The organism is Alistipes sp. cv1, assembly GCF_900240235.1.
In the GTDB taxonomy this organism is placed as follows: domain Bacteria; phylum Bacteroidota; class Bacteroidia; order Bacteroidales; family Rikenellaceae; genus Alistipes_A; species Alistipes_A hominis.
Genome location: NZ_OEPW01000002.1, coordinates 364,373 through 386,862 on the forward strand (window position 1 = coordinate 364,373; position 22,490 = coordinate 386,862).

General features: G+C 55.7%; 17 protein-coding genes and 1 tRNA gene. 14 read left to right on the plus strand and 4 right to left on the minus strand.

Annotated elements, in window-relative coordinates; genetic code table 11:
* Positions 1-17: 17 nt before the first annotated feature.
* Positions 18-1,325 carry a UDP-N-acetylglucosamine 1-carboxyvinyltransferase gene (murA, locus tag C1A08_RS05890; RefSeq protein WP_101572084.1) on the plus strand — a complete coding sequence of 436 codons (1,308 nt, stop codon included), beginning with the start codon at positions 18-20 and terminating at the stop codon, positions 1,323-1,325.
* Positions 1,326-2,040: 715 nt separating this feature from the next.
* Here the strand turns inward: murA and ppdK are convergent.
* Together ppdK and C1A08_RS05900 are read right to left on the minus strand one after the other, a co-directional pair.
* Positions 2,041-4,776: a pyruvate, phosphate dikinase gene (ppdK, locus tag C1A08_RS05895; protein ID WP_055202913.1), complete on the minus strand. Its 2,736-nt coding sequence runs from the start codon at positions 4,774-4,776 to the stop codon at positions 2,041-2,043.
* A 141-nt stretch (positions 4,777-4,917) separates the two neighbouring features.
* Positions 4,918-5,925: an endonuclease/exonuclease/phosphatase family protein gene (locus C1A08_RS05900; RefSeq protein WP_101572027.1), complete on the minus strand. Its 1,008-nt coding sequence runs from the start codon at positions 5,923-5,925 to the stop codon at positions 4,918-4,920.
* Between the two features lie 235 nt (positions 5,926-6,160).
* On the opposite strand from C1A08_RS05900, the gene gyrA reads away from it, so the two are divergent.
* The 9 genes from gyrA (at position 6,161) to tmk (ending at position 17,226) form a co-directional block, all read left to right on the plus strand.
* The gene (gyrA, locus tag C1A08_RS05905) at positions 6,161-8,707 is read left to right on the plus strand and encodes a DNA gyrase subunit A (RefSeq protein ID WP_101572029.1); all 2,547 of its coding nucleotides are present in this window, start codon (positions 6,161-6,163) and stop codon (positions 8,705-8,707) included.
* 18 nt (positions 8,708-8,725) lie between these two features.
* Positions 8,726-10,039: a tetratricopeptide repeat protein gene (locus tag C1A08_RS05910; protein WP_101572031.1), complete on the plus strand. Its 1,314-nt coding sequence runs from the start codon at positions 8,726-8,728 to the stop codon at positions 10,037-10,039.
* A gap of 417 nt (positions 10,040-10,456) precedes the next feature.
* The gene (gene sufB, locus C1A08_RS05915; protein WP_101572033.1) at positions 10,457-11,902 is read left to right on the plus strand and encodes a Fe-S cluster assembly protein SufB; all 1,446 of its coding nucleotides are present in this window, start codon (positions 10,457-10,459) and stop codon (positions 11,900-11,902) included.
* Positions 11,903-11,987: 85 nt separating this feature from the next.
* Positions 11,988-12,938 (plus strand): SPFH domain-containing protein, encoded by a 951-nt coding sequence (locus C1A08_RS05920; protein ID WP_055202925.1) that lies wholly within the window; start codon positions 11,988-11,990, stop codon positions 12,936-12,938.
* Positions 12,939-12,956: 18 nt separating this feature from the next.
* Positions 12,957-13,157 (plus strand): Arc family DNA-binding protein, encoded by a 201-nt coding sequence (locus C1A08_RS05925; protein WP_055202927.1) that lies wholly within the window; start codon positions 12,957-12,959, stop codon positions 13,155-13,157.
* Between the two features lie 62 nt (positions 13,158-13,219).
* Positions 13,220-13,969 (plus strand): Fe-S cluster assembly ATPase SufC, encoded by a 750-nt coding sequence (gene sufC / locus C1A08_RS05930; RefSeq protein WP_055202929.1) that lies wholly within the window; start codon positions 13,220-13,222, stop codon positions 13,967-13,969.
* 3 nt (positions 13,970-13,972) lie between these two features.
* On the plus strand, positions 13,973-15,280 hold the full coding sequence (gene sufD / locus C1A08_RS05935) for a Fe-S cluster assembly protein SufD (RefSeq protein WP_101572035.1): 1,308 nt from the start codon (positions 13,973-13,975) through the stop codon (positions 15,278-15,280).
* Positions 15,280-16,503, plus strand: coding sequence for an aminotransferase class V-fold PLP-dependent enzyme (locus tag C1A08_RS05940; RefSeq protein ID WP_101572037.1), 1,224 nt, complete (start codon positions 15,280-15,282; stop codon positions 16,501-16,503). The genes sufD and C1A08_RS05940 overlap by 1 nt, the downstream gene beginning before the upstream one ends.
* A gap of 36 nt (positions 16,504-16,539) precedes the next feature.
* The gene (gene tmk / locus C1A08_RS05945) at positions 16,540-17,226 is read left to right on the plus strand and encodes a dTMP kinase (RefSeq protein WP_055202935.1); all 687 of its coding nucleotides are present in this window, start codon (positions 16,540-16,542) and stop codon (positions 17,224-17,226) included.
* A gap of 105 nt (positions 17,227-17,331) precedes the next feature.
* Here tmk and C1A08_RS05950 read toward each other — a convergent pair whose 3' ends face one another.
* Positions 17,332-18,765 carry a carbon starvation CstA family protein gene (locus tag C1A08_RS05950; protein ID WP_055202937.1) on the minus strand — a complete coding sequence of 478 codons (1,434 nt, stop codon included), beginning with the start codon at positions 18,763-18,765 and terminating at the stop codon, positions 17,332-17,334.
* A 64-nt stretch (positions 18,766-18,829) separates the two neighbouring features.
* Positions 18,830-19,240, minus strand: a complete 411-nt coding sequence (locus tag C1A08_RS05955) for an OsmC family protein (RefSeq protein WP_055202940.1) — start codon at positions 19,238-19,240, stop codon at positions 18,830-18,832.
* 200 nt (positions 19,241-19,440) lie between these two features.
* Between C1A08_RS05955 and yihA the strand changes: the two genes are divergently transcribed.
* The 4 genes from yihA to C1A08_RS05975 all read left to right on the plus strand — a co-directional run bounded on the left by yihA (position 19,441) and on the right by C1A08_RS05975 (position 22,234).
* On the plus strand, positions 19,441-20,049 hold the full coding sequence (gene yihA, locus C1A08_RS05960) for a ribosome biogenesis GTP-binding protein YihA/YsxC (RefSeq protein WP_101572039.1): 609 nt from the start codon (positions 19,441-19,443) through the stop codon (positions 20,047-20,049).
* 129 nt (positions 20,050-20,178) lie between these two features.
* Positions 20,179-21,120, plus strand: coding sequence for a ribose-phosphate diphosphokinase (locus C1A08_RS05965; RefSeq protein ID WP_055202944.1), 942 nt, complete (start codon positions 20,179-20,181; stop codon positions 21,118-21,120).
* A gap of 184 nt (positions 21,121-21,304) precedes the next feature.
* Positions 21,305-21,393 (plus strand) — tRNA-Ser (locus tag C1A08_RS05970).
* Between the two features lie 193 nt (positions 21,394-21,586).
* On the plus strand, positions 21,587-22,234 hold the full coding sequence (locus C1A08_RS05975) for an IS1 family transposase (RefSeq protein WP_101572041.1): 648 nt from the start codon (positions 21,587-21,589) through the stop codon (positions 22,232-22,234).
* The last annotated feature ends 256 nt before the right edge of the window (positions 22,235-22,490 follow it).

A 22,490-nucleotide genomic window follows, 5' to 3' on the forward strand; every position in this document is an offset into this window, starting at 1 on the left:
TATACGGAAAACTGTTTATGGCAACATTTGAAGTGAAGGGAGGAACGCCGCTCGAAGGCGAGATCCGTCCGCAGGGGGCCAAGAACGAGGCGTTGCAGGTATTGTGCGCCACGTTGCTGACGCCGGAGAAGGTCATTATCCATAACATTCCCGCCATCGTCGACGTGCTGCAACTGATCGAATTGTTCGAAAAGATGGGGGTGATCGTCCACCGGCTCGGCGAGGGCTCTTACTCGTTCGAGGCGAAGGAGATCGATTTCGATTACCTGCAGAGCGACGACTACCGCGACCGGGCGGCCCGGTTGCGCGGTTCGGTGATGATTATCGGGCCGCTGCTGGCGCGCTACGGAGTCGGTTACATCCCGAAGCCGGGCGGCGACAAAATCGGACGTCGGCGGCTGGACACGCATTTCATCGGTTTTCAGAAGCTCGGGGCCGAATTCGATTTCGATACCGGCACGAACTTTTTTTCCGTTTCGGGCAAAAACCTGAAGGGATGTTACATGCTGCTCGACGAGGCTTCGGTGACCGGTACCGCCAACATCGTCATGGCGGCCGTGCTGGCGAAGGGCCGGACGACGATCTACAATGCGGCCTGCGAGCCGTACGTGCAGCAATTGTGCCGGATGCTGAACCGCATGGGGGCGCTGATTTCGGGGATCGCGTCGAATCTGCTGGTGATCGACGGGGTCGAAAGTTTGCACGGGACCGCGCATACGCTGCTGCCCGATATGATCGAGGTGGGCAGCTTTATCGGCATGGCCGCGATGACCCGCAGCCGGATCACGATCAAAGACGTTTCGTTCGAAAACCTCGGGATCATTCCGGCGCAGTTCGCGCGGATGGGAATCGAGTTCGAGCAGCGCGGCGACGATATCTACATTCCCCGGCACGAGCATTACGAGATAGAGAGTTTTATCGACGGTTCGATCATGAACATCGCCGATGCGCCGTGGCCGGGCTTGACGCCCGACCTGCTGTCGGTCTTCCTGGTGGTGGCTACGCAGGCCAAGGGATCGGTGCTGATCCACCAGAAAATGTTCGAAAGCCGGCTGTTTTTCGTCGATAAGCTGATCGATATGGGCGCGCAGATTATCCTGTGCGACCCGCACCGTGCGACGGTCATCGGGCACGACCATAAAATCCGGCTGCGCGCCACGACGATGACTTCGCCCGATATCCGGGCCGGGGTCGCGCTGTTGATCGCCGCGATGTCGGCCGACGGACGTAGCATTATCCAGAACGTCGAGCAAATCGACCGGGGGTATCAGAATATCGACGGGCGGCTGAACGCTCTCGGCGCCTGCATCCGCCGGATCGGATAATACCGCGCGCCGCGCCGGGAGCGAGCGTCCCGTTGCGCTGCGGTTTCAGGGGGCGTTCTGCCGTCCCCGGCGCCTGATTTTCCTGTCCGGACGTTCGTTCCGGCGTCGGCGGACACTTTTTTCTGTTTTTCAAAATCTTTCGTTTGTTTCGTTTCCTGCCGGATAAAGGTATAAAAAAGGAATGGAATGCTATTGATTCCGTCTTTTTGGAACTATACTTTTGACGTAATAAAATAATAATATTCTTTATTATATAAGAATTTATCGAATAATTTATTTGGGGATATGGACCGGATTTCATACTGGGATTGCGTAATCCGGCTCATATCCCTTGATTAGGGGTGTTTATGAAAGTGAATTAAACGAAGTTTTGAGACGAAAAAGGTCCGGTTCGGTTTTTCGATTAATGTCATGGCGAGGGTATTGTCGGAAAGTCGGACCGGGCTTTTTTTAACGACGGGATTCCCTTTCTCTTTGAACTTACCTCGAAAGAACGGGTGTTTTTATACGAACCTGACTTCCGGCACGCGGAGGTTCGTATCGGCCGCCGGTATTTTTATGTCCTTTTCCGGCGCGCGCCGGAAAATTAGGGGTTGGTACCCGGCCTGATATTTCGTCTTTTCCGGGATCGTTTCCGTTTTCGCCGTAAAAACAAAAGGGGCGGCGTCATTGACGCCGCCCCTTTCCGGGTTCCGGAAGATCCGGAGCGTTTCGATTATTTATCGCCTTGTTTCAGCGCTGCGTGAGCCGCTGCCAGACGTGCGATGGGCACGCGGAACGGAGAACACGAAACGTAGTTCAGGCCGGCATAATGGCAGAATTCCACCGAGCTCGGTTCGCCGCCGTGCTCGCCGCAGATACCGCACTTGAGTTTCGGTTTTACGCCGCGGCCTTTGAATACGGCTTCGCGCACCAGTTGGCCGACGCCGTCCTGGTCGAGCACCTGGAACGGGTCGTGCTTCAGGATGCCTTTTTCGATGTAAACGGGCAGGAATTTCGCTACGTCGTCGCGCGAGAACCCGAGCGTCATCTGCGTCAGGTCGTTCGTGCCGAACGAGAAAAATTCGGCCTCTTCGGCGATCTCGTTGGCCGTAACGGCTGCGCGCGGGATCTCGATCATCGTACCGATCATGTAGTCGATCCGGTCGTTGCGTTCGGCGAATACCGATTCGGCGGTAGCCTTGATAACGTCTTTCTGGTATTTCAGCTCTTTCACGTTGCCTACCAGCGGAACCATGATCTCCACGTGTACGTCGATACCCTTGTTCTTGCGGGTGTTCAGCGCAGCTTCGATGATGGCGCGAGCCTGCATTTCGGTAATTTCGGGATAAGTATTTCCCAGACGGCAACCGCGGTGTCCGAGCATCGGGTTCGATTCGGCCAGCGATTCGACCTTGTTCTTAATCGTTTCGAACGGAACTTTCAGGTCGTCGGCCAGTTCCTTCATCTCTTTTTCGAAGTGAGGAACGAACTCGTGCAAAGGCGGATCGAGCAGGCGAACCGTTACGGGCAGCCCGTTCATCGCTTCGAACAGACCTTCGAAGTCGCCGCGCTGGATCGGCAGCAGCTTGGCCAGCGCCTTGCGGCGTCCGGCTTCGTCGTCGGCCAGGATCATTTCGCGTACGGCCTTGATGCGGTCGCCTTCGAAGAACATGTGCTCGGTACGGCACAGGCCGATACCCTGAGCTCCGAATTTGAACGCGGTCTGCGCGTCGCGCGGCGTGTCGGCGTTCGCGCGCACCTTCAGGCGTGCGTATTCGTCGGCCAGTTCCATCAGTTTGGCGAAATCGCCGCTCACTTCGGCGTCGATCGTGCTCACTTTGCCTTCGTAGATGATGCCCGTCGATCCGTCCAGCGAAATCCAGTCGCCTTCTTTGTATTTTTTGTTGCCTACGGTAATCGTGCGGGCCTTGTAGTCGATCTGCAGGTCGCCGGCGCCCGAAACGCAGCACTTGCCCATGCCGCGCGCAACGACGGCCGCGTGCGAAGTCATACCGCCGCGCGCGGTCAGGATGCCGTTTGCGGAGTTCATGCCCTTCAGGTCTTCCGGAGAGGTTTCGATGCGGACGAGGATCGTCTCTTTACCTTGTTCGGCCCATTTTTCGGCGTCGTCGGCGAAGAATACGATCTGCCCCGAAGCGGCGCCCGGGGAGGCGGGCAGTCCCTTTGCGATGATGTTGGCCTGTTTCAGCGCTTTCTTGTCGAATACCGGGTGCAGCAGTTCGTCCAGCTTGGCCGGTTCCACGCGCAGAACGGCGGTCGGAGCGTCGATCAGACCCTCTTTGAGCATTTCCATCGCGATACGAACCATGGCTGCGCCGGTACGCTTGCCGTTACGCGTTTGCAGCATCCACAATTTGCCGTTTTGGATCGTGAATTCCAGATCCTGCATGTCGCGGAAATAGTTTTCGAGGTGCTGCTGGATTTCGTTCAGCTCTTTGAACGCGGCGGGCATCACCTCTTCGAGCGACGGATATTTCAGCGCGCGTTCGCTTTCCGAAATGCCCTGCAGTTCGGCCCAGCGGCGCGAACCTTCGAGGGTGATCTCCTGCGGCGTGCGGATGCCGGCTACCACGTCTTCGCCCTGTGCGTTGACCAGGTATTCGCCGTTGAAAATGTCTTCGCCGGTAGCGGCGTCGCGCGTAAAGGCCACGCCGGTAGCCGACGTTTCGCCCATGTTACCGAATACCATCGCCTGTACGGTTACGGCGGTGCCCCATTCGGCCGGGATGTTGTTCAGCTTGCGGTACAGGATCGCACGCTCGTTCATCCAACTGCTGAATACGGCGCAGATGGCGCCCCAGAGCTGTTCCCACGGATTGGTCGGGAACTCTTTGCCGGTATTCTTCAGGATGGCGGCCTTGAAACGTTTTACCAGTTCTTTCAGGTCGTCGGTCGTCAGTTCGGTATCGTTCTTTACTTTCTTTTCCTCCTTGATCGCATCGATGATCTCTTCGAACGGATCGACGTCCTCTTTGCTCTGCGGTTTCATGTCCATCACCACGTCGCCGTACATCTGTACGAAACGGCGGTACGAGTCCCATGCGAAACGCGCGTTGCCGGTCTTCTTGGCGATGCCTTCGACGGCTTCGTCGTTCAAGCCGAGGTTCAGGATCGTGTCCATCATACCCGGCATCGAAGCGCGCGCGCCCGAACGTACCGACAGCAAAAGCGGATTCGTGCTGCTGCCAAACTCCATGCCCATGTTCTTCTCGACCTGTTTCATGGCGGCTTCGACTTCGGGCTTGATCATCTTGATCACTTCTTCCTTACCGTGCTGATAGTACTCGGTGCAGACCTCGGTGGTGATGGTAAATCCCGGAGGAACCGGAATACCGACCAGGTTCATTTCCGCGAGGTTAGCTCCTTTTCCTCCGAGCAATTCTCTCATCTTTCCGTTACCCTCGGCCTTCTTGTTGCCGAAGGTGTAAACTCTTTTTACGTTTGGCATCTTCTTTTTACGTTTAATCCGTTTTGAATTTATTTGTAGTTATTGAATTTTTTAAATAAATACGACCGCTTTCGGTAAAAAAGCGGCGAGCCGGTAAATAGGTGTGCAAAAGTAATGATTTAATTTAATATCTGCAAAAATTTATCGGACTTCCGGCGATTCGGGTTTTTTGTTTTCAAAGTCCAGAAATACCGGCAGATGGTCGCTGTATCCTCCGGTGTACCGGCCGGCTTGGAAAGTCCGGATCGGATAGCCTTTCCATGGGCCCGACCGGTGGATCAGGTAGTCCCGGACGAAAATGCCGCAACGGCCTCCGTAGCGCAGGCCGTTTCCGGAAGCGAAAGCCCCGCTGACCAGAATGTAGTCGAACAACTGCCGACGGTCGCGGTAAACCAGCGTGCCGTAGCCTTGCCGGCGCAGGCCGACGAACGGCGTGTAGAGCGCGGACGGGTCGGCCGGAGCGTTTCGGAGAGCGGTTTCGGGTCGGACGTGCAGGATTTTACGGGATTCGCGAGCGTCGGGTTCGGCGTTGAAATCGCCCAGAACGACCAATTTCCGTTGCGGCGAGCCGGTCAGCAGCGAATCGACCGTCCGGCGCAGCGAGCGGAACGCCTCGGCGCGGTAGCGCGCGGCGTTCATCTGCGAGGGCAGGTGGCAGAGGATCAGCGTAACCGATTCGCCGAGCAATTCCCCGTCTACCGTAAGCAGGCTGCGCGTCAGCCCTCGGCCGAAAACCTGCCGGACGCGCGTCGGAAAAAAGCGGCTGCCCCGATACAGCAACACCACGTCCATGCCGCGCGGATCGCCGCTGTTGCGGTGGATGTAATTGTAGTCCGACCGCATGGCGTACATCAGGTCGCGTACGACCGCTTCGTTTTCGACCTCCGCGAGCGCCAGCAGGTCGGCGTCGAGGTCGTCGATCACGCGCGATATATGGTTGATCTTCATGCGATACCGCTCGGTGTTCCAGCGTCGGGGACTGTGCGGGGTGAACTCCGCGTCGCCAGCCGACGGATCGGGTACCGTGTCGAATAGCGATTCGACGTTATAGCAGGCGATCCGGATGCGGTCGGGTTCCGTTCCGGCCGCCGTCTCGCAGCAAAATGCGGCGGCGCACAGCAGGACGGACAGCAGGCGGATCGGTCTCATGGGATACGGGTTTCATGCAAATTTAGGATAATATATCCGTTTTTTGCCCTTTTTTAGCGCGTTTGACGAACTTTTGCCCGGGTTTTTACGTTATAAGCAATAAAAGGCGCGGCAAAAATCCCCGTTAAACGCGTTTTTAGGGGCGTATTTTGCGTTTGTCCAAAAAATGCGTAAATTAGCGACCTAAAACGAAGGCGACTCATCGCTTCACAACAAAGGACTATAAGCTCAAATCATGGCAGAAGAAGGAACAAGCGAAAGAATCATCAAAATCAATATCGAAGAGGAGATGAAATCGGCCTACATCGATTATTCGATGTCGGTCATCGTGTCCCGTGCGCTTCCGGATGTGAGGGACGGCATGAAACCCGTTCACCGCCGGATTCTGTACGACATGAGTAACGAACTGAATCTCTATTCGGACAAACCGCACCGTAAGTCGGCGAGAATCGTCGGCGACGTGCTCGGTAAGTTCCACCCGCACGGCGACTTGTCGGTCTACGAAGCGATGGTGCGTATGGCACAGGAGTGGAGCCTGCGCTATATGCTGGTGGACGGGCAGGGGAACTTCGGTTCGGTCGACGGCGACGGTCCGGCTGCCATGCGTTATACGGAGGCCCGGATGAAAAAGATCGCCGACGAGGTGATGGCCGATATCGAAAAGGATACCGTCGAGTTTCGTCCGAATTTCGACGAGACGATTCCGGAGCCGACCGTGCTGCCGACCAAGATCCCATTGCTGCTGGTCAACGGCGCGTCGGGGATCGCCGTCGGGATGGCGACCAACATGCCGCCGCACAACCTGTCCGACACGATCGACGCGATTTGCGCTTATATCGACGATCCGAATATCGAAGTGGCCGACCTGATTAAGCATATCAAGGCTCCCGATTTTCCGACCGGAGGGATTATCTACGGTTACGAGGGCGTGAAGGAGGCTTATGAAACCGGCCGCGGCCGCGTGATGATGCGGGCGAAGACCGAGATCGAGCATACGGCTACCGGCCGCGAGTGCATCGTAGTGACCGAAATTCCCTACATGGTGAACAAGGCCGAGATGATCCGCAAGATCGCCGACCTGATCAACGAAAAGAAAATCGAGGGAATCGCCTACATCAACGACGAGAGCGACCGGAACGGGATGCGTATCGTGATGATCCTCAAACACGATGCGGTCGCCAGCGTCGTGCTGAACAACCTGTTCAAGTACACGGCTCTGCAGACGTCGTTCCCGGTCAACAACATCGCGCTGGTCGACGGACGGCCGATGTTGCTGAACCTGCGCGATTTGATCCGCTATTTTGTCGAGCACCGGCACGATGTGGTGGTGCGCCGTACGCGTTACGACCTGGCGCAGGCCGAAAAACGGGCCCACATTCTGGAAGGTTTGCTGATCGCCGTCGATCATATCGACGAGGTGATCCATATCATCCGCAGTTCGCAAAGCCCGGACGAAGCCAAGATCGCATTGATAAACCGGTTCGAGCTGTCGGAAGTGCAGGCCACTGCGATCATCGACATGCGTCTGAGGGCGTTGACCGGTCTCGAACGCGATAAGCTGAAACAGGAGTACGACGAGCTTTGCAAGCGGATCGCCTACTATAAAGAGGTGCTCGAAAGCGTAGCGTTGCAGATGCGGATCATCCGCGACGAGATGATCGAGATCAAGGAAAAATACGGCGACGAGCGTCGCACGGAGATCGTGCTGAGCGCCGAGGAGTTCAATCCGGAAGATTTTTACGCCGACGACGAAATGGTGATTACCATTTCGCATATGGGCTATATCAAACGGACGCCGCTGACCGAGTACCGCACGCAGAACCGCGGCGGCGTCGGCGTAAAAGGCAGCGCGACGCGCGACGAAGACTTTATCGAGCACATCTATGTGACCACGATGCACAACACGATGTTGTTCTTCACCGAAAAAGGACGTTGCTACTGGCTGAAAGTTTATGCGATTCCGGAAGGGGCGAGGGCTTCGAAAGGCCGCGCGATCCAGAACGTGATCCAAATCGAGCCGGACGACAAGGTGCGCGCCTACATCAACGTCCGTCGCCTGGACGATAAGGAGTATGTGAACAGCAACTATATCATCATGTGTACCAAAGCCGGTATCGTGAAAAAAACGCTGCTCGAAGCCTATTCGCGTCCACGGCAGAACGGCGTGAACGCCATCACGATCAAAGAGGGCGACCAATTGCTCGAAGCCGTGCTGACCAGCGGGCACAGCGAAGTGATTATCGCTGCGAAGAACGGCAAAGCGATTCGTTTCAACGAAGAGGTCGTCCGTCCGATCGGTCGTACCGGCGCCGGCGTCAAGGGGATTACCATCGACGACGACGACGAGGTGGTCGGCATGATTTGTGTCGAAAAGGATGTCAAGGAGGATATTCTGGTCGTTTCCGAAAACGGTTACGGCAAACGCACCGACCTGGACGACTACCGTATTACGAACCGCGGCGGGAAAGGGGTCAAGACGCTGCAGATTACCGAGAAAACCGGCAAGCTGATCGCCATCAAGTCGGTGACCGACGAGAACGATCTGATGATCATTAATAAATCGGGGCTGACGATCCGTATCCCGGTCGGGGATATCCGTTTGGCCGGCCGCGCCACCCAGGGTGTGAAAGTGATCAACCTGCGCAATAACGATGCGATCGCTTCCGTTGTTCCGGTACCCAAGAGCGAGGAGGACAACGATTCCGAGGCAGGAGTCGCAGAAGAGTCCGGCGGGAACGGTGCTCAACCGACGGCGGACGCCTCTGAAAACAATATTGAATAATTATTAAAAAGCTGAATCATGAAACGTCTGTTTTTGTTCGTTGCAGTTGCCGCGCTGGGAATTACGGGTACCGCGCAGGCACAGGAGGCCAAGTTCGACGAGGCCGCCATTATTAAGAAAGTGGAAAAGCTGGAGCTCGACAGCCAGACTCCGAAACGGGGCGCGCGGGCCAGTTCCTGGATCGATCTGGGAAATGCTTACCTGGAAGCCGGGACGGTTGCGGCTACCGGACTGTATCGGGGACTGGATCAACTGACCGCGCAGGTTCTTTTCCCGAAGCCTGAGGAAGGAACCGAGAATGTAGCCGGAACCGAGTATGTGAAATGGTCGTATCCCTATTTCGATCTTTACCTGAAAGACGGGGCCGTTTATTTCTGGAAAATGAAAAAAACGATTGTCGACAATGCGCTCGAAAAGGCTGCGGCTGCCTATAAGAAGGCTTACGAGCTGGAACCGAAGGATGCGGAGGCAAAGGTTGCCGAGGGATTCAAAAAGATTGCGGACGCTTATAAGCAGGATGCCGACAACCTGTATGTCATGCGTGAATTCGACCCGACGGCCGATGCGTTCGCCGCGGCTTACGATGTGCAGAATCAGGCTCCGTTGAACAAAATCGATACGGTCTGCTGTTTCAATGCCGGCTACCTGTATACGCTCACCGGCAAATTCGACAAGGGGGTCAAATACTTGAACGATGCGATCGCCAACGGTTACGAAAGCAACGGGGAGGCTTACTATTATTTGTATCACTGCTACCGGGCGCAGAAGGATTTCGAAAAAGCGAAAGAGGCATTGGTTACCGGCCTTGGCAAATATCCTAAAAACAACCAGATCCTCGAACAGCTGATCGTGCTGTATTCGGAGACGGGCGAAGATCCCAATACCATTATTCCTTATATCCAGCAGGGTATTGCCAACGATCCGAACAATGCCGAGTTGTGGGCAGGCTTGGGTACTATTTACGACAAACTGGGCAATACGCCGGAAGCGTTGAAGGCTTTCGGCAAGGCGCTCGAATTGGCTCCGGACGAATTCACGAATAATTTCAACTATTCGCTGATGCTGATCCGTCAGGCCGACCTGAAAACCGAGGAATTCAACAAAAAATCGTTCACCAGCCGCGAAGAACGCGATGCGGCGATGAAGGAGGTCGATCAGGCTTATGTGGATATACTTGCTCCGCTCGAAAAAGCGCATGTGGCCAAGCCGGACGATCCTACGACCGTCGAATTGCTGAAAAGCGTTTATTTCCGCCTGCGCGATACTTCTCCCGCGATGATGGAGAACTTCAAGAAATACGACGAACTGTTCAAAAGCATGCCGCAGCAATAGTTGCTGAGCATGGCTGATAAGGGCCGGGAAGGCTTTCCGGTTTCGGCCCGGCGGACGGAGTTCCGCCGGGCCTTTTTATGCGTGCGCAACGGACGTTGCCGGAGAATCGTCGGGAAGAGTCGGATCGGGGATGATTTTGTCTGCAAAAGTGTAAAAAATTGAGTACTATTGTATCCTGAAGAAGGATTGGCGATGTGAAGGACGGTTTTTTCGGAGAAAGCGGAACATACCGGGTCGGCGGCGGGTACGGAGGAGAGAGACCGTTTTGTTCCGGGGAACGGGGCGGCTCGCGTTTTTTGGCTTAAATTCTGCATGGGCATTTCGCAGGAAGACATAATTTTGCAGGATAGCTTCTTGTGGTTTACCTTTGCGGAAATTATGGATTGTTTCCCGGATTGATTCTTAAAATTAAGTCGGATGGAAGAGAAAGACGATATACTGAACGAAGTCACCAACGGTGAGTATAAGTACGGTTTTGTGACCGACATCGATACCGAAACCATTCCCAAAGGATTGAGCGAGGAGGTCGTCCGGATGATCTCGGCCAAAAAAGGCGAGCCGGAGTGGATGACCGAATTCCGGCTGAAGGCTTACCGGCACTGGTTGACGATGACGATGCCGCGCTGGCCGCATCTGGATCTGCCCGAGATCGATTTTCAGGATATTATTTATTATGCCGCGCCGAAGCAGAAACCGAAACTGTCCAGTATGGACGAAGTCGATCCGGAGCTGAAGGCGACGTTCGATAAGCTCGGCGTGCCGCTCGAAGAACAGATGCTGATGGCGGGCGTGGCGGTCGACGCGGTGATGGACTCCGTGTCGGTCAAAACGACGTTCCGCGAAACGCTGGCCGAAAAAGGAATCATTTTCTGTTCGTTCTCGGAAGCGCTGCGGGACTATCCCGAGCTGGTGCGTAAGTACATGTGCAGCGTGGTTCCGTACACCGACAATTTCTTCGCCGCGCTGAATACGGCCGTTTTCTCGGACGGTTCGTTTTGTTACGTTCCCAAAGGAGTGCACTGCCCGATGGAGCTGAGCACTTATTTCCGGATCAACGCGGCCGGAACCGGCCAGTTCGAACGGACGCTGATCGTGGCCGACGAAGGAGCTTACGTCAGCTATATGGAGGGGTGTACCGCGCCGCAGCGCGACGAAAACCAACTGCATGCCGCCGTCGTCGAAATCGTTGTGATGAAGGACGCCGAGGTTAAGTATTCGACCGTGCAGAACTGGTATCCGGGCGATAAGGACGGCAATGGCGGAATTTATAATTTCGTGACCAAACGCGGCATGTGCCGCGGCGAGAACGCCCGGCTGTCGTGGACGCAGATCGAAACCGGTTCGGCGTTGACGTGGAAATATCCGAGCTGTATTCTGGCCGGCGACAATTCGGTCGGCGAATTCTATTCGGTGGCGGTGACGAACAATTTCCAGCAGGCCGACACCGGAACCAAGATGATTCATCTCGGGCGGAATACCCGCAGCCGGATCGTCAGTAAGGGGATCTCGGCCGGCCGCAGTCAGAATAGCTATCGGGGATTGGTCAGGGTCTCGCCGAAGGCCGAAGGCGCGCGTAACTTTTCGCAGTGCGATTCGCTGCTGATCGGCGACCGTTGCGGGGCGCATACGTTCCCGTACGTAGAGGTGAACAACCGCAGCGCGGTCGTGGAGCACGAGGCGACGACGTCGAAGATCGGCGAAGACCAGTTGTTCTACTGTAACCAGCGCGGACTGTCGACCGAAGACGCCGTCGGCCTGATCGTCAACGGGTATGCCCGCGAAGTGCTGAATAAGCTGCCGATGGAGTTTGCCGTCGAAGCGCAGAAATTGCTGTCGATCAGCCTCGAAGGCAGTGTCGGATGATTTTCGCGGGTGAAAATTTGGATTTGTAAATCGTTTTCCATATTATTGTGATATCATTTTGATATTACTTTTAAAAAGGGCGGTTATGGAAAAGAATGAAAAGAAATTTGCCGGGTTCCGGATGTCCGGTTTTTCGATGCTGGCAGTCATGTTATTGCTGCTCGTGGGCGGCGTCTGGCTCTTGACGCAGGCGATGCCCGTATGGGGCGGATTGTGTTTGTTACTGTTCGTGCTGTGTCTTCCGGGATTTATGATGATCGAGCCGAACGAGGCGCGCGTAATGCTTTTTTTCGGGGTCTACAAAGGGACGTTGAACGACAACGGTTTTTGGTGGGTGAATCCTTTCTACGCGAAGAAAAAAATGACGTACCGGGCCCGCAACCTCGACATCGAGCCGATCAAGGTGAATGACAAGGCCGGCAATCCGGTGATGATCGGGCTCGTGCTGGTATGGAGGGTGAAGGATACTTATAAAGCGATGTTCGAGATCGACAGCCAGGAAACGTCCGGCGTCAGGGCGGTTCCGGTGAAAGGCGGCGTGGTCGCCGTGCAGCAGCGCGAGACGCTGGCGTCGCGGATGGCCGCTTACCAGAATTTCGTCAGCGTGCAGAGCGATGCGGCGCTGAGGAGTCTGGCCGGGGAGTACGCCTACGATAACAACGAGTCGTCCGACGAAGTGACGCTGCGTTCCGGCGGCGAGGAGATCAACGATCGGTTGGAGCACGAACTCAATTCGCGGCTGGCGATCTCCGGGATCGAAGTGGTCGAAGCGCGAATCAATTACCTGGCCTATGCGCCGGAGATCGCCGCGGTGATGCTGCGCCGGCAACAGGCTGCCGCGATCATTTCGGCCCGCGAAAAGATCGTGGAGGGAGCGGTGACGATGGTGCAGATGGCGCTCGATAGGCTGGCCGCCGAAAAGGTGGTCGATCTCGACGAAGATAAGAAAGCGGCGATGGTAAGTAATTTGCTGGTGGTGCTCTGTGCCGACGAACAGGCGCAGCCGGTCGTGAATACCGGAACGCTGCACCAGTAGCGAAGAGAGACAAGGCGGATGGCTAAAGAGATAAAACAAAAAACGTTCGTACTGCGGATCGATTCCCGGCGGATGGAAGCGATCGAGAAGTGGGCCGCCGACGAGTTTCGCAGCGTGAACGGACAGTTGCTCTACATCATCGACCAGGCGTTGAAAAAAAGCCGCCGGATGCAGAACGAAGGCGGGGCCGTTTCGCCGCCGGACGAAAGAGGAGATTAACGGATCGGACATTCGCGCTCCGGGGATACGGAGTGCGGACTACCGCTTAAAAGATACTTTATATGTTGGAGGTTAAGAATCTGCACGCCGTAGTAGACGGCAAGGAGATACTCAGAGGAATCGACCTGTCGGTGCGGGCCGGCGAAGTGCATGCGATCATGGGGCCGAACGGCTCGGGCAAAAGTACGCTGGCTTCGGTGCTGGCCGGGAACGAACGGTTCGAAGTGACCGAAGGCGAGGTGTCGTTCGACGGAATGAACCTGCTGGATATGAGCGTCGAAGACCGGGCCCGGGCGGGACTGTTTCTCGGATTCCAGTACCCGGTCGAAATTCCCGGCGTCAGCATGGCCAATTTTTTGAAGTATGCGGTCAACGAGAAGCGCAAATACCAGGGGTTGGAGCCGCTATCGTCGGCCGAATTCCTGAGGATGATGCGCGAGAAGGCCAAGGTGGTCGAGATCGACAGCAAGCTGACCAGCCGCGCCGTCAACGAAGGTTTCTCGGGCGGAGAAAAGAAGAAAAACGAGATTTTCCAGATGGCGATGCTCGAACCGAAGCTGGCGATCCTCGACGAAACGGACAGCGGGCTCGACATCGACGCGCTGCGGATCGTGGCTACCGGAGTGGCCAAGCTCAAGCGGCCCGACAATGCGACGGTAGTCATTACGCACTACCAGCGGTTGCTCGATTACATCGTTCCCGACGTGGTGCATGTGCTCTACAACGGTCGGATCATCCATTCGGCCGGCCGCGAATTGGCGCTGAAACTGGAAGAGCAGGGTTACGATTGGCTGATCAACGAATATAAATAAGCGATGGAAAGCTCATTGGAGAAACAACTGGTGGAGCTGTACCTGGCGGGTGCCGACATCATCGGCGAGGGATTGCCCGCGCCGTTGAACCGTCCGCGCGCGGGAGCGCTTGAGACGTTCAACCTGCTGGGTATTCCGCCGCGCGGTTCGGGGTACGGCGACCGTTACCATTACACCGATTTGCGGAATCTTTTTCAGCAGGAATACGAACGTTATTTCACTCCGTCCTATCCGTCGGCGGCTTTGGCGATGCCGGAAACCGAAGGCGAACGGCTTTCGTTGCTGAACGGGTTCTGTACGTCGGAACAACCGCTGACACGATCCGAAAATGGGGTAATTTTCGGGTCGCTGGCTGCGGCCGCGAAAGCTTATCCGGAACTGGTGGAGCGTTATTATAACCAACTTGCCGAGTCGCAGGGCGACGCCGTGTCGGCGCTCAATACCGTGTTCGCGCAGGACGGCGCGTTCGTATACGTGCCGCAGGGAGTTCGGGCGGAGCGTCCGTTCGTGATTTCGTTCTCGTATTACAGCGAGGGCGAGTCGTTGGCCGGATTTGCCCGCAACCTGTTCGTTTTCGAATCTGGAAGCCGGGCGCAGGTGGTGATCGAAAACCGTTCGGCGAGCGATGAGACCTATTTCGACTGCCAGGTGCGCGAGGTCTTTGCCGCCGAGGACGCCCGTGCCGATATCGTCGAACTGTTCCGGCTGAACGGCCGTTCGTCGATCGTGTCCGGCAGCTTCACCGAGCAGCAGGCGTCGAGTCGCGTGCATACGCTATCGGTGGGACTGGAGGGTCGGCTGATCCGGGGCGATCAGCATGTCGCGCTGAAAGGGCGCGGAGCCGAGAACCATACCGACGGGTTGATGCTGAGCGGCGCGGGACAGCATATCGACTTTACGACCGATATCCGGCATATTTCGCGCGATTGCACCAGTTACGAAGTGTTCAAGGGGATTGCTTCGGACGGCGGAACCGGCGTATTCAGCGGCCGTATTTACGTGGCGCAGGACGCCCAGAAAACGCAGGCTTACCAGCAAAGCAACAACCTGCTGCTCGGCGACCGAGCGCATATTTATGCGAAACCGCAACTGGAAATTTATGCCGACGACGTCAAATGCAGCCACGGGGCCACCGTCGGGCAGTTGAGCGAAGAGGCTGTTTATTACATGCGCCAGCGTGGGATTCCCGAGCAGACGGCGCGGCGGCTGCAAATGGCCGGTTTCATTAATCAGGTGGTCGAGCGGACGCCGGTCGAAGGCCTGACCGAGCGGATCGAACGGCTGGCCGCGGATAAAATCGAACGGATGTAATGGAATTCGATGTTCAGAAAATACGCGCCGATTTTCCGGTGCTTTCCCGCCGGGTTTACGGTAAGCCGCTGGTCTATTTCGATAACGGCGCTACGGCCCAGAAGCCGTATGCGGTGATCGATAAGGTCGATTACCTGCACCGCGAGATGAACGCCAACGTACACAGGGGCCTGCACTTTATGAGCGAAACCTGTACGGACGAATACGAGGCCGCGCGGCGGGACATCGCGGCGTTTATCGGGGCCGGTTCGACGCGCGAGGTCGTGTTTACGGCTGGAGCTACGGCGGCGATCAATACGGTGGCGTATAGCTTCGGGGAGCGTTATATCGGACCCGGCGACAATGTTGTCACGACCGAGATGGAGCATCATGCGAACATCGTTCCGTGGCAGTTGATCTGCGGGAGGAAAGGAGCGGAACTGCGCGTGGTGCCGTTCGCGGACGACGGCCGGCTCGAAATCGAGAAACTGCCCGGACTGATCGACGACCGCACGCGGATCGTCTGCGTCACGCAGGCTTCCAACGTACTCGGAACGTGCCCCGACCTGTCTGCCGTAATCGCTATGGCGCATGACCGCGGCGTGCCGGTGCTGGTCGACGGATGTCAGGGAATTGTTCACGGCGGAGTCGACGTCGCGGCATTGGATTGTGATTTTTACGCGTTTTCGGGCCATAAGTTATACGGGCCGACCGGAATAGGCGTCTTGTACGGGAAAGAGCGTCTGCTGGACGAAATGCCGCCGTTTATGGGCGGCGGCGATATGGTCGGGACCGTGTCGTTTTCCGGGACGACCTATGCCGAACTGCCGCTGAAATTCGAAGCCGGAACCACGAACTATATCGGAGCGATCGGACTGGCCGAGGCGATCCGTTACCTGAACGGGATCGACCTGCAGGCGGCGCACCGCCATGAAACGGCGCTGAAAGATTATGCAACGCAGCGTCTTTCGGCAATCCCCGGCGTGCGGATTTACGGGACGCAGCCCGGGAAATGCAGCATCGTGTCGTTCGGCGCCGAAGGAGTGCATCCGTACGATGCGGGGATGATTCTCGATAAGCTGGGCGTGGCCGTACGCACCGGAACGCATTGCGCCGAACCGGTGATGACGCACTACGGCATCACGTCGATGATACGCGCGTCGCTGGCGATGTACAATACGATCGAAGAAGTGGATGTTTTCGCGGACGGACTGATCCGTGCGCTGGATATGCTGCGGGCGTAGCCCCGGCGGTAAACGATAGAAACCGAATCAATAAATATGTCGCTGATTGTTCTCGAAGGGCTCGACGGAGCCGGAAAATCGACCCAGATCGACCTGTTGCAGCAGTTGCTCGCTTCGCGCGGCCTGCGTTACGAATACTTGCATTTCCCGCGTTTCGACGCGCCGATTTACGGCGAGTTGATCGCCCGCTTTCTGCGCGGCGAATTGGGAGCAGTGGATGCCGTCGATCCGTATGTGGTCGCATTGTTGTACGCGGGCGACCGCGCCGACGCCGCGCCGGTGATCCGGCGGTGGCTCGACGAGGGGAAATTCGTGATCCTCGACCGTTACGTCTATTCGAACGTGGCGTACCAGTGCGCCAAAATCGGAGATGCGGCGTCCCGCGAGCGGTTGCGGGACTGGATCGTCGATCTGGAGTATGATTATCATAAAATTCCGCAGCCGGACGTTTCGCTGTTTCTGGACGTTCCGTTCGGATTTACCCGGCGTAAACTCGAAGAGGTGCGCGAAGGGGACGACCGCGGTTATTTGCACGGAAAAAAGGATATTCACGAGGCGTCGCTGACGTTGCAGCAACGGGTGCGCGAGGTGTATCTCGGTCAGGCGGAGCGCGACGACCGGTTCCGGGTGGTGGACTGCGCCGGCGACGACGGGACGATGCTGCCGCCGCCGCAGATTTTCGAGCGGATCCGGGCTGCATTGGCCGGGGTCTTCGGAAATTAGCTTGCGAACCGTTTTCGCGCCGGCGGTACGGCCGCGGCAGGGATCAAACGAAAAGGGATTTTCATGCGGAAAATCCCTTTTCGTTTGATTGATGATCCGTACCGGTCAAATCGTCGGGTTCCGCCGCAGGTATTTGTTGCGCCACACGAGGAACAGGACGAATATGAACAGGGTAACGGCTCCGCCGAGCCAGTAGGCCAGTTCTTGCGGCAGGTGCAGTCCCTCCCGTGCGATCAGGATATAGGTCGAGCAAACGGCCGTCATGAACAGCGCGGGGATCAGCGTGATAACGTACGGTTTGCGTTTCTGGGTCAGATAGACCGTCAGCGCCCATAGCGTGAAGACGGCCAGCGTCTGGTTGCACCAGGCAAAGTAGCGCCACAGTACGGAGAAATTGGCGTGCAGGATGATGTAACCCGCGACGAACAGCGGAACGGAGATCATCAGCCGTTTCAGGATCGGTTTCTGGTCGACGCGCAGGAAGTCGGCGACGATCAGCCGGGCCGAGCGGAAAGCCGTATCCCCCGAGGTGATCGGTGCGGCGATGACGCCCAATATGGCCAGGAAGCCGCCCACGACGCCCAGCCACTCTTTGGTGATCGAGTCGACGATGACGGCGGCGTTGTCGTTCCCCGATCCGGCGGCGAACAGCGCGCTGCCCTCTTCGGTGTGGAAAAAGTAGGTTGCGGCAGCGGCCCAGATCAGGGCGACGATCCCCTCGGTGATCATGGCGCCGTAGAATACCGGCCGGCCGTATTTTTCATTGGTCATGCAGCGAGCCATCAGCGGCGACTGCGTGGCGTGGAATCCCGAAATCGCTCCGCAGGCGATCGAAATGAACATCATCGGGAAGATCGGCAGGCCGTCCGGATGCGTATTGGCGATGCCGTCGGTCAGTTCCGGCAGGGCGGGATGATGCCAGAAGATCATAAAAAGAATGCCTGCTGCCATGAATATCAATGCAATGGCAAATATCGGGTAGATCTTGCCGATGATCTTGTCGATCGGCAGCAGCGTAGCCAGCACATAATAAACGAATACGACCGTCGCCCAGAACGACAGGTCGAGGCTCTCCGGGGTCAGTTTGGCCAGCAGACCGGCCGGCCCCGCAACGAATACGGCGCCGACCAGCACCATCAGCAGCACCGTAAAGCCGCGCATGAATTGTTTGAAGTTGACTCCCAGGTAGCGGCCGATGGTTTCCGGCAGGCTCTCCCCGCCGTTGCGCAGCGAGATCATGCCTGCCAGAAAATCGTGTACGGCGCCGGCGAAGATGCTGCCCAGCACGATCCATAAGTAAGACGCCGTCCCGAATTTGGCTCCCATGATCGCGCCGAAAATCGGCCCCAATCCGGCGATGTTCAGGAACTGGATCATGAAAATCTTCCACGTCGGCATCGGGATGTAGTCTACGCCGTCCTGTTTCGTATAGGCCGGCGTTTTACGCGCCGGATCGACCCCGAATATTTTTTCGACGAATTTGCCGTAGAAAAAATAGCCTGCGATCAGGGCGAGCAATGCAATGGTAAAAGTGAACATAGCATAATGTTTTTAGAAAGCGCGGGGCCGGACGAACCGGCGCCGCGCACCGGTCGATCGGCGGTTATTCGCCGTAACGGTAGCTGACGGTCTGTTTGCAGTCCGGGTGCAGCGACTGGGCGACCGGGCAGGTAGCCGCGGCCCGTTCGAGAATCTCGCGCTGTTTCGGATCGGCGATCGGTTTTGGGAAATGCACTTCGACGACGATTTCGCCGATCCGCCGCGGCGATGCGCTCATGATTTTGGTGATGTGCAGTTTCGTGCCGTCGATGTCGATACCGTGCGTCTGCGCGGCGATGCCCATGATGGTCATCATACAGCTTCCGAGCGCCGTGGCTACCAGATCGGTCGGCGAGAAGGCTTCTCCTTTGCCGTGGTTGTCGGTCGGAGCGTCGGTCAGGATTTTCGTTCCGGACTGGACATGGGTGGCTTCGGTACGGAGACCGCCCAGATAGATCGTTTCTACAGTTGCCATAATTTTGCGTTTTTGAATGATTCGTCGTTTTTACGATAGCCGGCACCGGGACGGATATCCCGCTCCGTCCCGTTTATCCGGGGAACGGTCCGGCGTGTCACGTGCAAAGATAAAAAATAATCCGCAGCGGTGTTCCGCCTCCGGCGGGCAGGGCGTGCGAAACCCGGATTTTTCGTTACCTTTGTAAAAAATCAGTCCGTATGCACATCTCTTCCGCCGTTTTTACTGTCAGCAGCCAGAAGTTGAGCCAATGTCCGACGGACGGTTTGCCGGAATTTGCGCTGATCGGCCGCTCGAACGTCGGCAAATCGTCGCTGATCAACATGCTGACCGATCGTCCGGGATTGGCCAAAGTTTCCTCGACTCCCGGTAAAACCCGGTTGATCAATCATTTTAAAATCAATGCGAAGTGGTATCTGGTCGATTTGCCCGGATACGGCTATGCGCGCGTTTCGAAAAACCAGCGCGGGGAGTTCTCGAAGCTGATTACCGATTACGTGCAGAAACGGGAGGCGATGGTTTTCCTGTTCGTGCTGATCGATTCCCGGCTCGATCCGCAGAAGATCGACCTCGATTTTATCCGGATGCTCGGCGAACACGGCGTGCCGTTCGGGTTGATATTCACCAAATGCGACAAACAGTCCGATGACCGCACGTCGTCCAATATGGCGAAATTCCGCCGGAAAATGCTGGAAACATGGGAAGAGCTGCCGCCGGTGTTCCGTACCTCTTCCGAAAAAAAGACCGGGCGGGACGATGTACTCGATTTTATCGGACATTGTTTGGAGACGGTCGGGGATACGGAATGAAACCGTTCGGATTTGTCGCCCAGCCTTTTTGCGCCGGATTCCGATATTTTATGAATAAAAAGTTAAAATTAATCCCCCTTTTTCCACGAAATTGGCGTACCTTTGCGCGCAAATGAAATTCTTCAGATAATGGCAATTCACAAGCTTAAAATTTTTTCATGCCGTGGTTCCCGTTACGTGGCCGAGAAGATCGCTGCGAATTTCGGGGTCGATCTGGGCGATTCCCAGGTTTTGGAGTTCAGCGACGGCGAATTCCAGCCCGCGTTTGACGAAAGCATCCGGGGATGCACCGTTTTTATCGTGCAGTCGACCTTCCCGCCTGCAGACAATCTGATGGAACTGTTGCTGATGATCGATGCGGCGCACCGGGCGTCGGCGCACCGGGTGATCGCCGTGATGCCCTATTTCGGTTGGGCGCGGCAGGATCGCAAGGACCGTCCGCGGGTTTCGATCGGAGCCAAATTGGTTGCCAATCTGTTGCGTGCCGCCGGCGTCGACCGGATCATGACCATGGACCTGCATGCCGACCAGATTCAGGGATTTTTCGATATCCCGGTCGATCATCTCTATGCGAGCGGCATATTCGTTCCCTACATTAAAAATCTGAATATCGAAAACCTGTCGATCGCCGCGCCGGACATGGGGGGGGCCAAACGGGCGAACGCTTATTCGCAGCACTTGAACGCGCCGATGATCATTTGCCACAAGCAGCGCGAAAAGGCCAACGTCGTAGGGAAAATTACGGCGATCGGCGAGGTCAAAGACCGGAATATCATCATCATGGACGACATGATCGATACGGCGGGCACGATTACCAAAGCGGCCGATATGTTCATGGAGCTCGGCGCTTCGAGCGTCCGCGCCGCCGTGACGCATCCGGTACTGTCGGGGCCGGCCTACGACCGAATCAATAACAGCGCACTGTCGGAAGTGATCGTAACGGATACGATTCCGCTGAAAAAAGACGAAGATACCTCGAAATTTACCGTGCTGACCGTGGCCGACATTTTTGCCGACGTCATCGAACGGGTGCACGATTATCGGGAGATCAGTTCGAAATTTATTTTTTAGATCGGAGGGCGATTTGTCCGGCGAGTCGGGTGCGGTGACGCACGGGCAGTCGTTCCGAAAAAGCCGGTCTGCCGGGGACCGTCCGGAACTTTAGGGATTTATTTTTCCGCGCGTCGAAAAAAGATTTGCGTTTTTGAAAAGTAAACCATACTTTTGCACGGTAATTATTTCAGGCTATGGCCACGGAGAGGTGGGTGAGTGGCTGAAACCAGTAGTTTGCTAAACTGCCGAGCTGGGCAACTGGCTCCACGGGTTCGAATCCCGTCCTCTCCGCTGAACTGGTAATGTATCAGATTAGGGCACAGAACTGCAACTAACTGATAATCATTACAAGGACTTAAAGAAAAACATAAAAAGAAGACGACTTTCGGGTCGTCTTCTTTATTTTTGTGCCCAAAAATCGGCTGAAAATCGGCCGAGGGTTCCGGATAGGAACCTTCATGTATCAGATTAGGGCACGAAAAAAATGACTTGCAAATTTTGCGGAGGAACTTGTATAAAAAATGGTTATCAAGCAAACGGTAAGCAACGCTATAAATGCAAACACTGCCATAGGAAACAACAGGCGGATTATTCTTACCAAGCCTATATCCCGGAATTAAACCGGACGATCTCGGAATATATCAAAGAGGGCGTCGGGATCAGAGGCATCGCAAGGTTACTGGAAATATCGACGACGACTCTCATTAAAAGAATTATCTCCATCTCCAAAGATATAACAGCTCCACATGTAACAGCCAATGCAGAGTATGAAGTCGATGAAATCAAAATCTTTGTCGGCCGTAAAAAAGATCATATCTGGGTGGCCTATGCTCTGAACTGCGCTGACAAATCCGTCGTCTGTTTCTCTGTTGGACCTCGTACCAATGAAACGCTGAGTAAGGTTACCGATAAACTGACCAATGCCAGATTGATCTATACGGATAAACTCCGGCAATATAAATTCCTCATCTCCCCGGAAATCCATAGGACTGCTCACCGCGGCACCAACCACATCGAACGGAACAATCTGACCATCCGTACACATATCAAGCGCCTGGCCCGTCGCACGATCTGTTTCAGCCGGAAAGCGATAATGCTTTATGCGGTATTGAAGATTTATTTTTGGGGATAGTATAATCATTTAACAATACGAATGTGACTATTATATCAAATAAAGAAAATAGTCCGACAAAGCAAAATAATCCGATACTACTCTTTCTTATACTTTAAAAATCGTAGAAACCCGAATTAATCGCTATATTTGTAACAACTTAGGTGTAATATACACACTTTTAAAACTGTTATGAATCGGGAAAAACAGATAGAAGAAAGTTTTATTCGGAAACTGACGGAGCAACTAAAATATGTCTATCGTGATGACATTCACG

Bases quoted from the DNA above. Each gene is read 5' to 3' on its own strand.
- yihA (WP_101572039.1), top strand. From the start codon at position 19,441: ATGCACATCTCTTCCGCCGTTTTTACTGTCAGCAGCCAGAAGTTGAGC.
- sufC (WP_055202929.1), top strand. From the start codon at position 13,220: ATGTTGGAGGTTAAGAATCTGCACGCCGTAGTAGACGGCAAGGAGATA.
- C1A08_RS05950 (WP_055202937.1), bottom strand. From the start codon at position 18,765: ATGTTCACTTTTACCATTGCATTGCTCGCCCTGATCGCAGGCTATTTT.
- murA (WP_101572084.1), top strand. From the start codon at position 18: ATGGCAACATTTGAAGTGAAGGGAGGAACGCCGCTCGAAGGCGAGATC.
- C1A08_RS05925 (WP_055202927.1), top strand. From the start codon at position 12,957: ATGGCTAAAGAGATAAAACAAAAAACGTTCGTACTGCGGATCGATTCC.
- C1A08_RS05975 (WP_101572041.1), top strand. From the start codon at position 21,587: ATGACTTGCAAATTTTGCGGAGGAACTTGTATAAAAAATGGTTATCAA.
- C1A08_RS05920 (WP_055202925.1), top strand. From the start codon at position 11,988: ATGGAAAAGAATGAAAAGAAATTTGCCGGGTTCCGGATGTCCGGTTTT.
- tmk (WP_055202935.1), top strand. From the start codon at position 16,540: ATGTCGCTGATTGTTCTCGAAGGGCTCGACGGAGCCGGAAAATCGACC.
- gyrA (WP_101572029.1), top strand. From the start codon at position 6,161: ATGGCAGAAGAAGGAACAAGCGAAAGAATCATCAAAATCAATATCGAA.
- C1A08_RS05965 (WP_055202944.1), top strand. From the start codon at position 20,179: ATGGCAATTCACAAGCTTAAAATTTTTTCATGCCGTGGTTCCCGTTAC.
- sufB (WP_101572033.1), top strand. From the start codon at position 10,457: ATGGAAGAGAAAGACGATATACTGAACGAAGTCACCAACGGTGAGTAT.
- C1A08_RS05900 (WP_101572027.1), bottom strand. From the start codon at position 5,925: ATGAGACCGATCCGCCTGCTGTCCGTCCTGCTGTGCGCCGCCGCATTT.
- sufD (WP_101572035.1), top strand. From the start codon at position 13,973: ATGGAAAGCTCATTGGAGAAACAACTGGTGGAGCTGTACCTGGCGGGT.
- C1A08_RS05940 (WP_101572037.1), top strand. From the start codon at position 15,280: ATGGAATTCGATGTTCAGAAAATACGCGCCGATTTTCCGGTGCTTTCC.
- ppdK (WP_055202913.1), bottom strand. From the start codon at position 4,776: ATGCCAAACGTAAAAAGAGTTTACACCTTCGGCAACAAGAAGGCCGAG.
- C1A08_RS05910 (WP_101572031.1), top strand. From the start codon at position 8,726: ATGAAACGTCTGTTTTTGTTCGTTGCAGTTGCCGCGCTGGGAATTACG.
- C1A08_RS05955 (WP_055202940.1), bottom strand. From the start codon at position 19,240: ATGGCAACTGTAGAAACGATCTATCTGGGCGGTCTCCGTACCGAAGCC.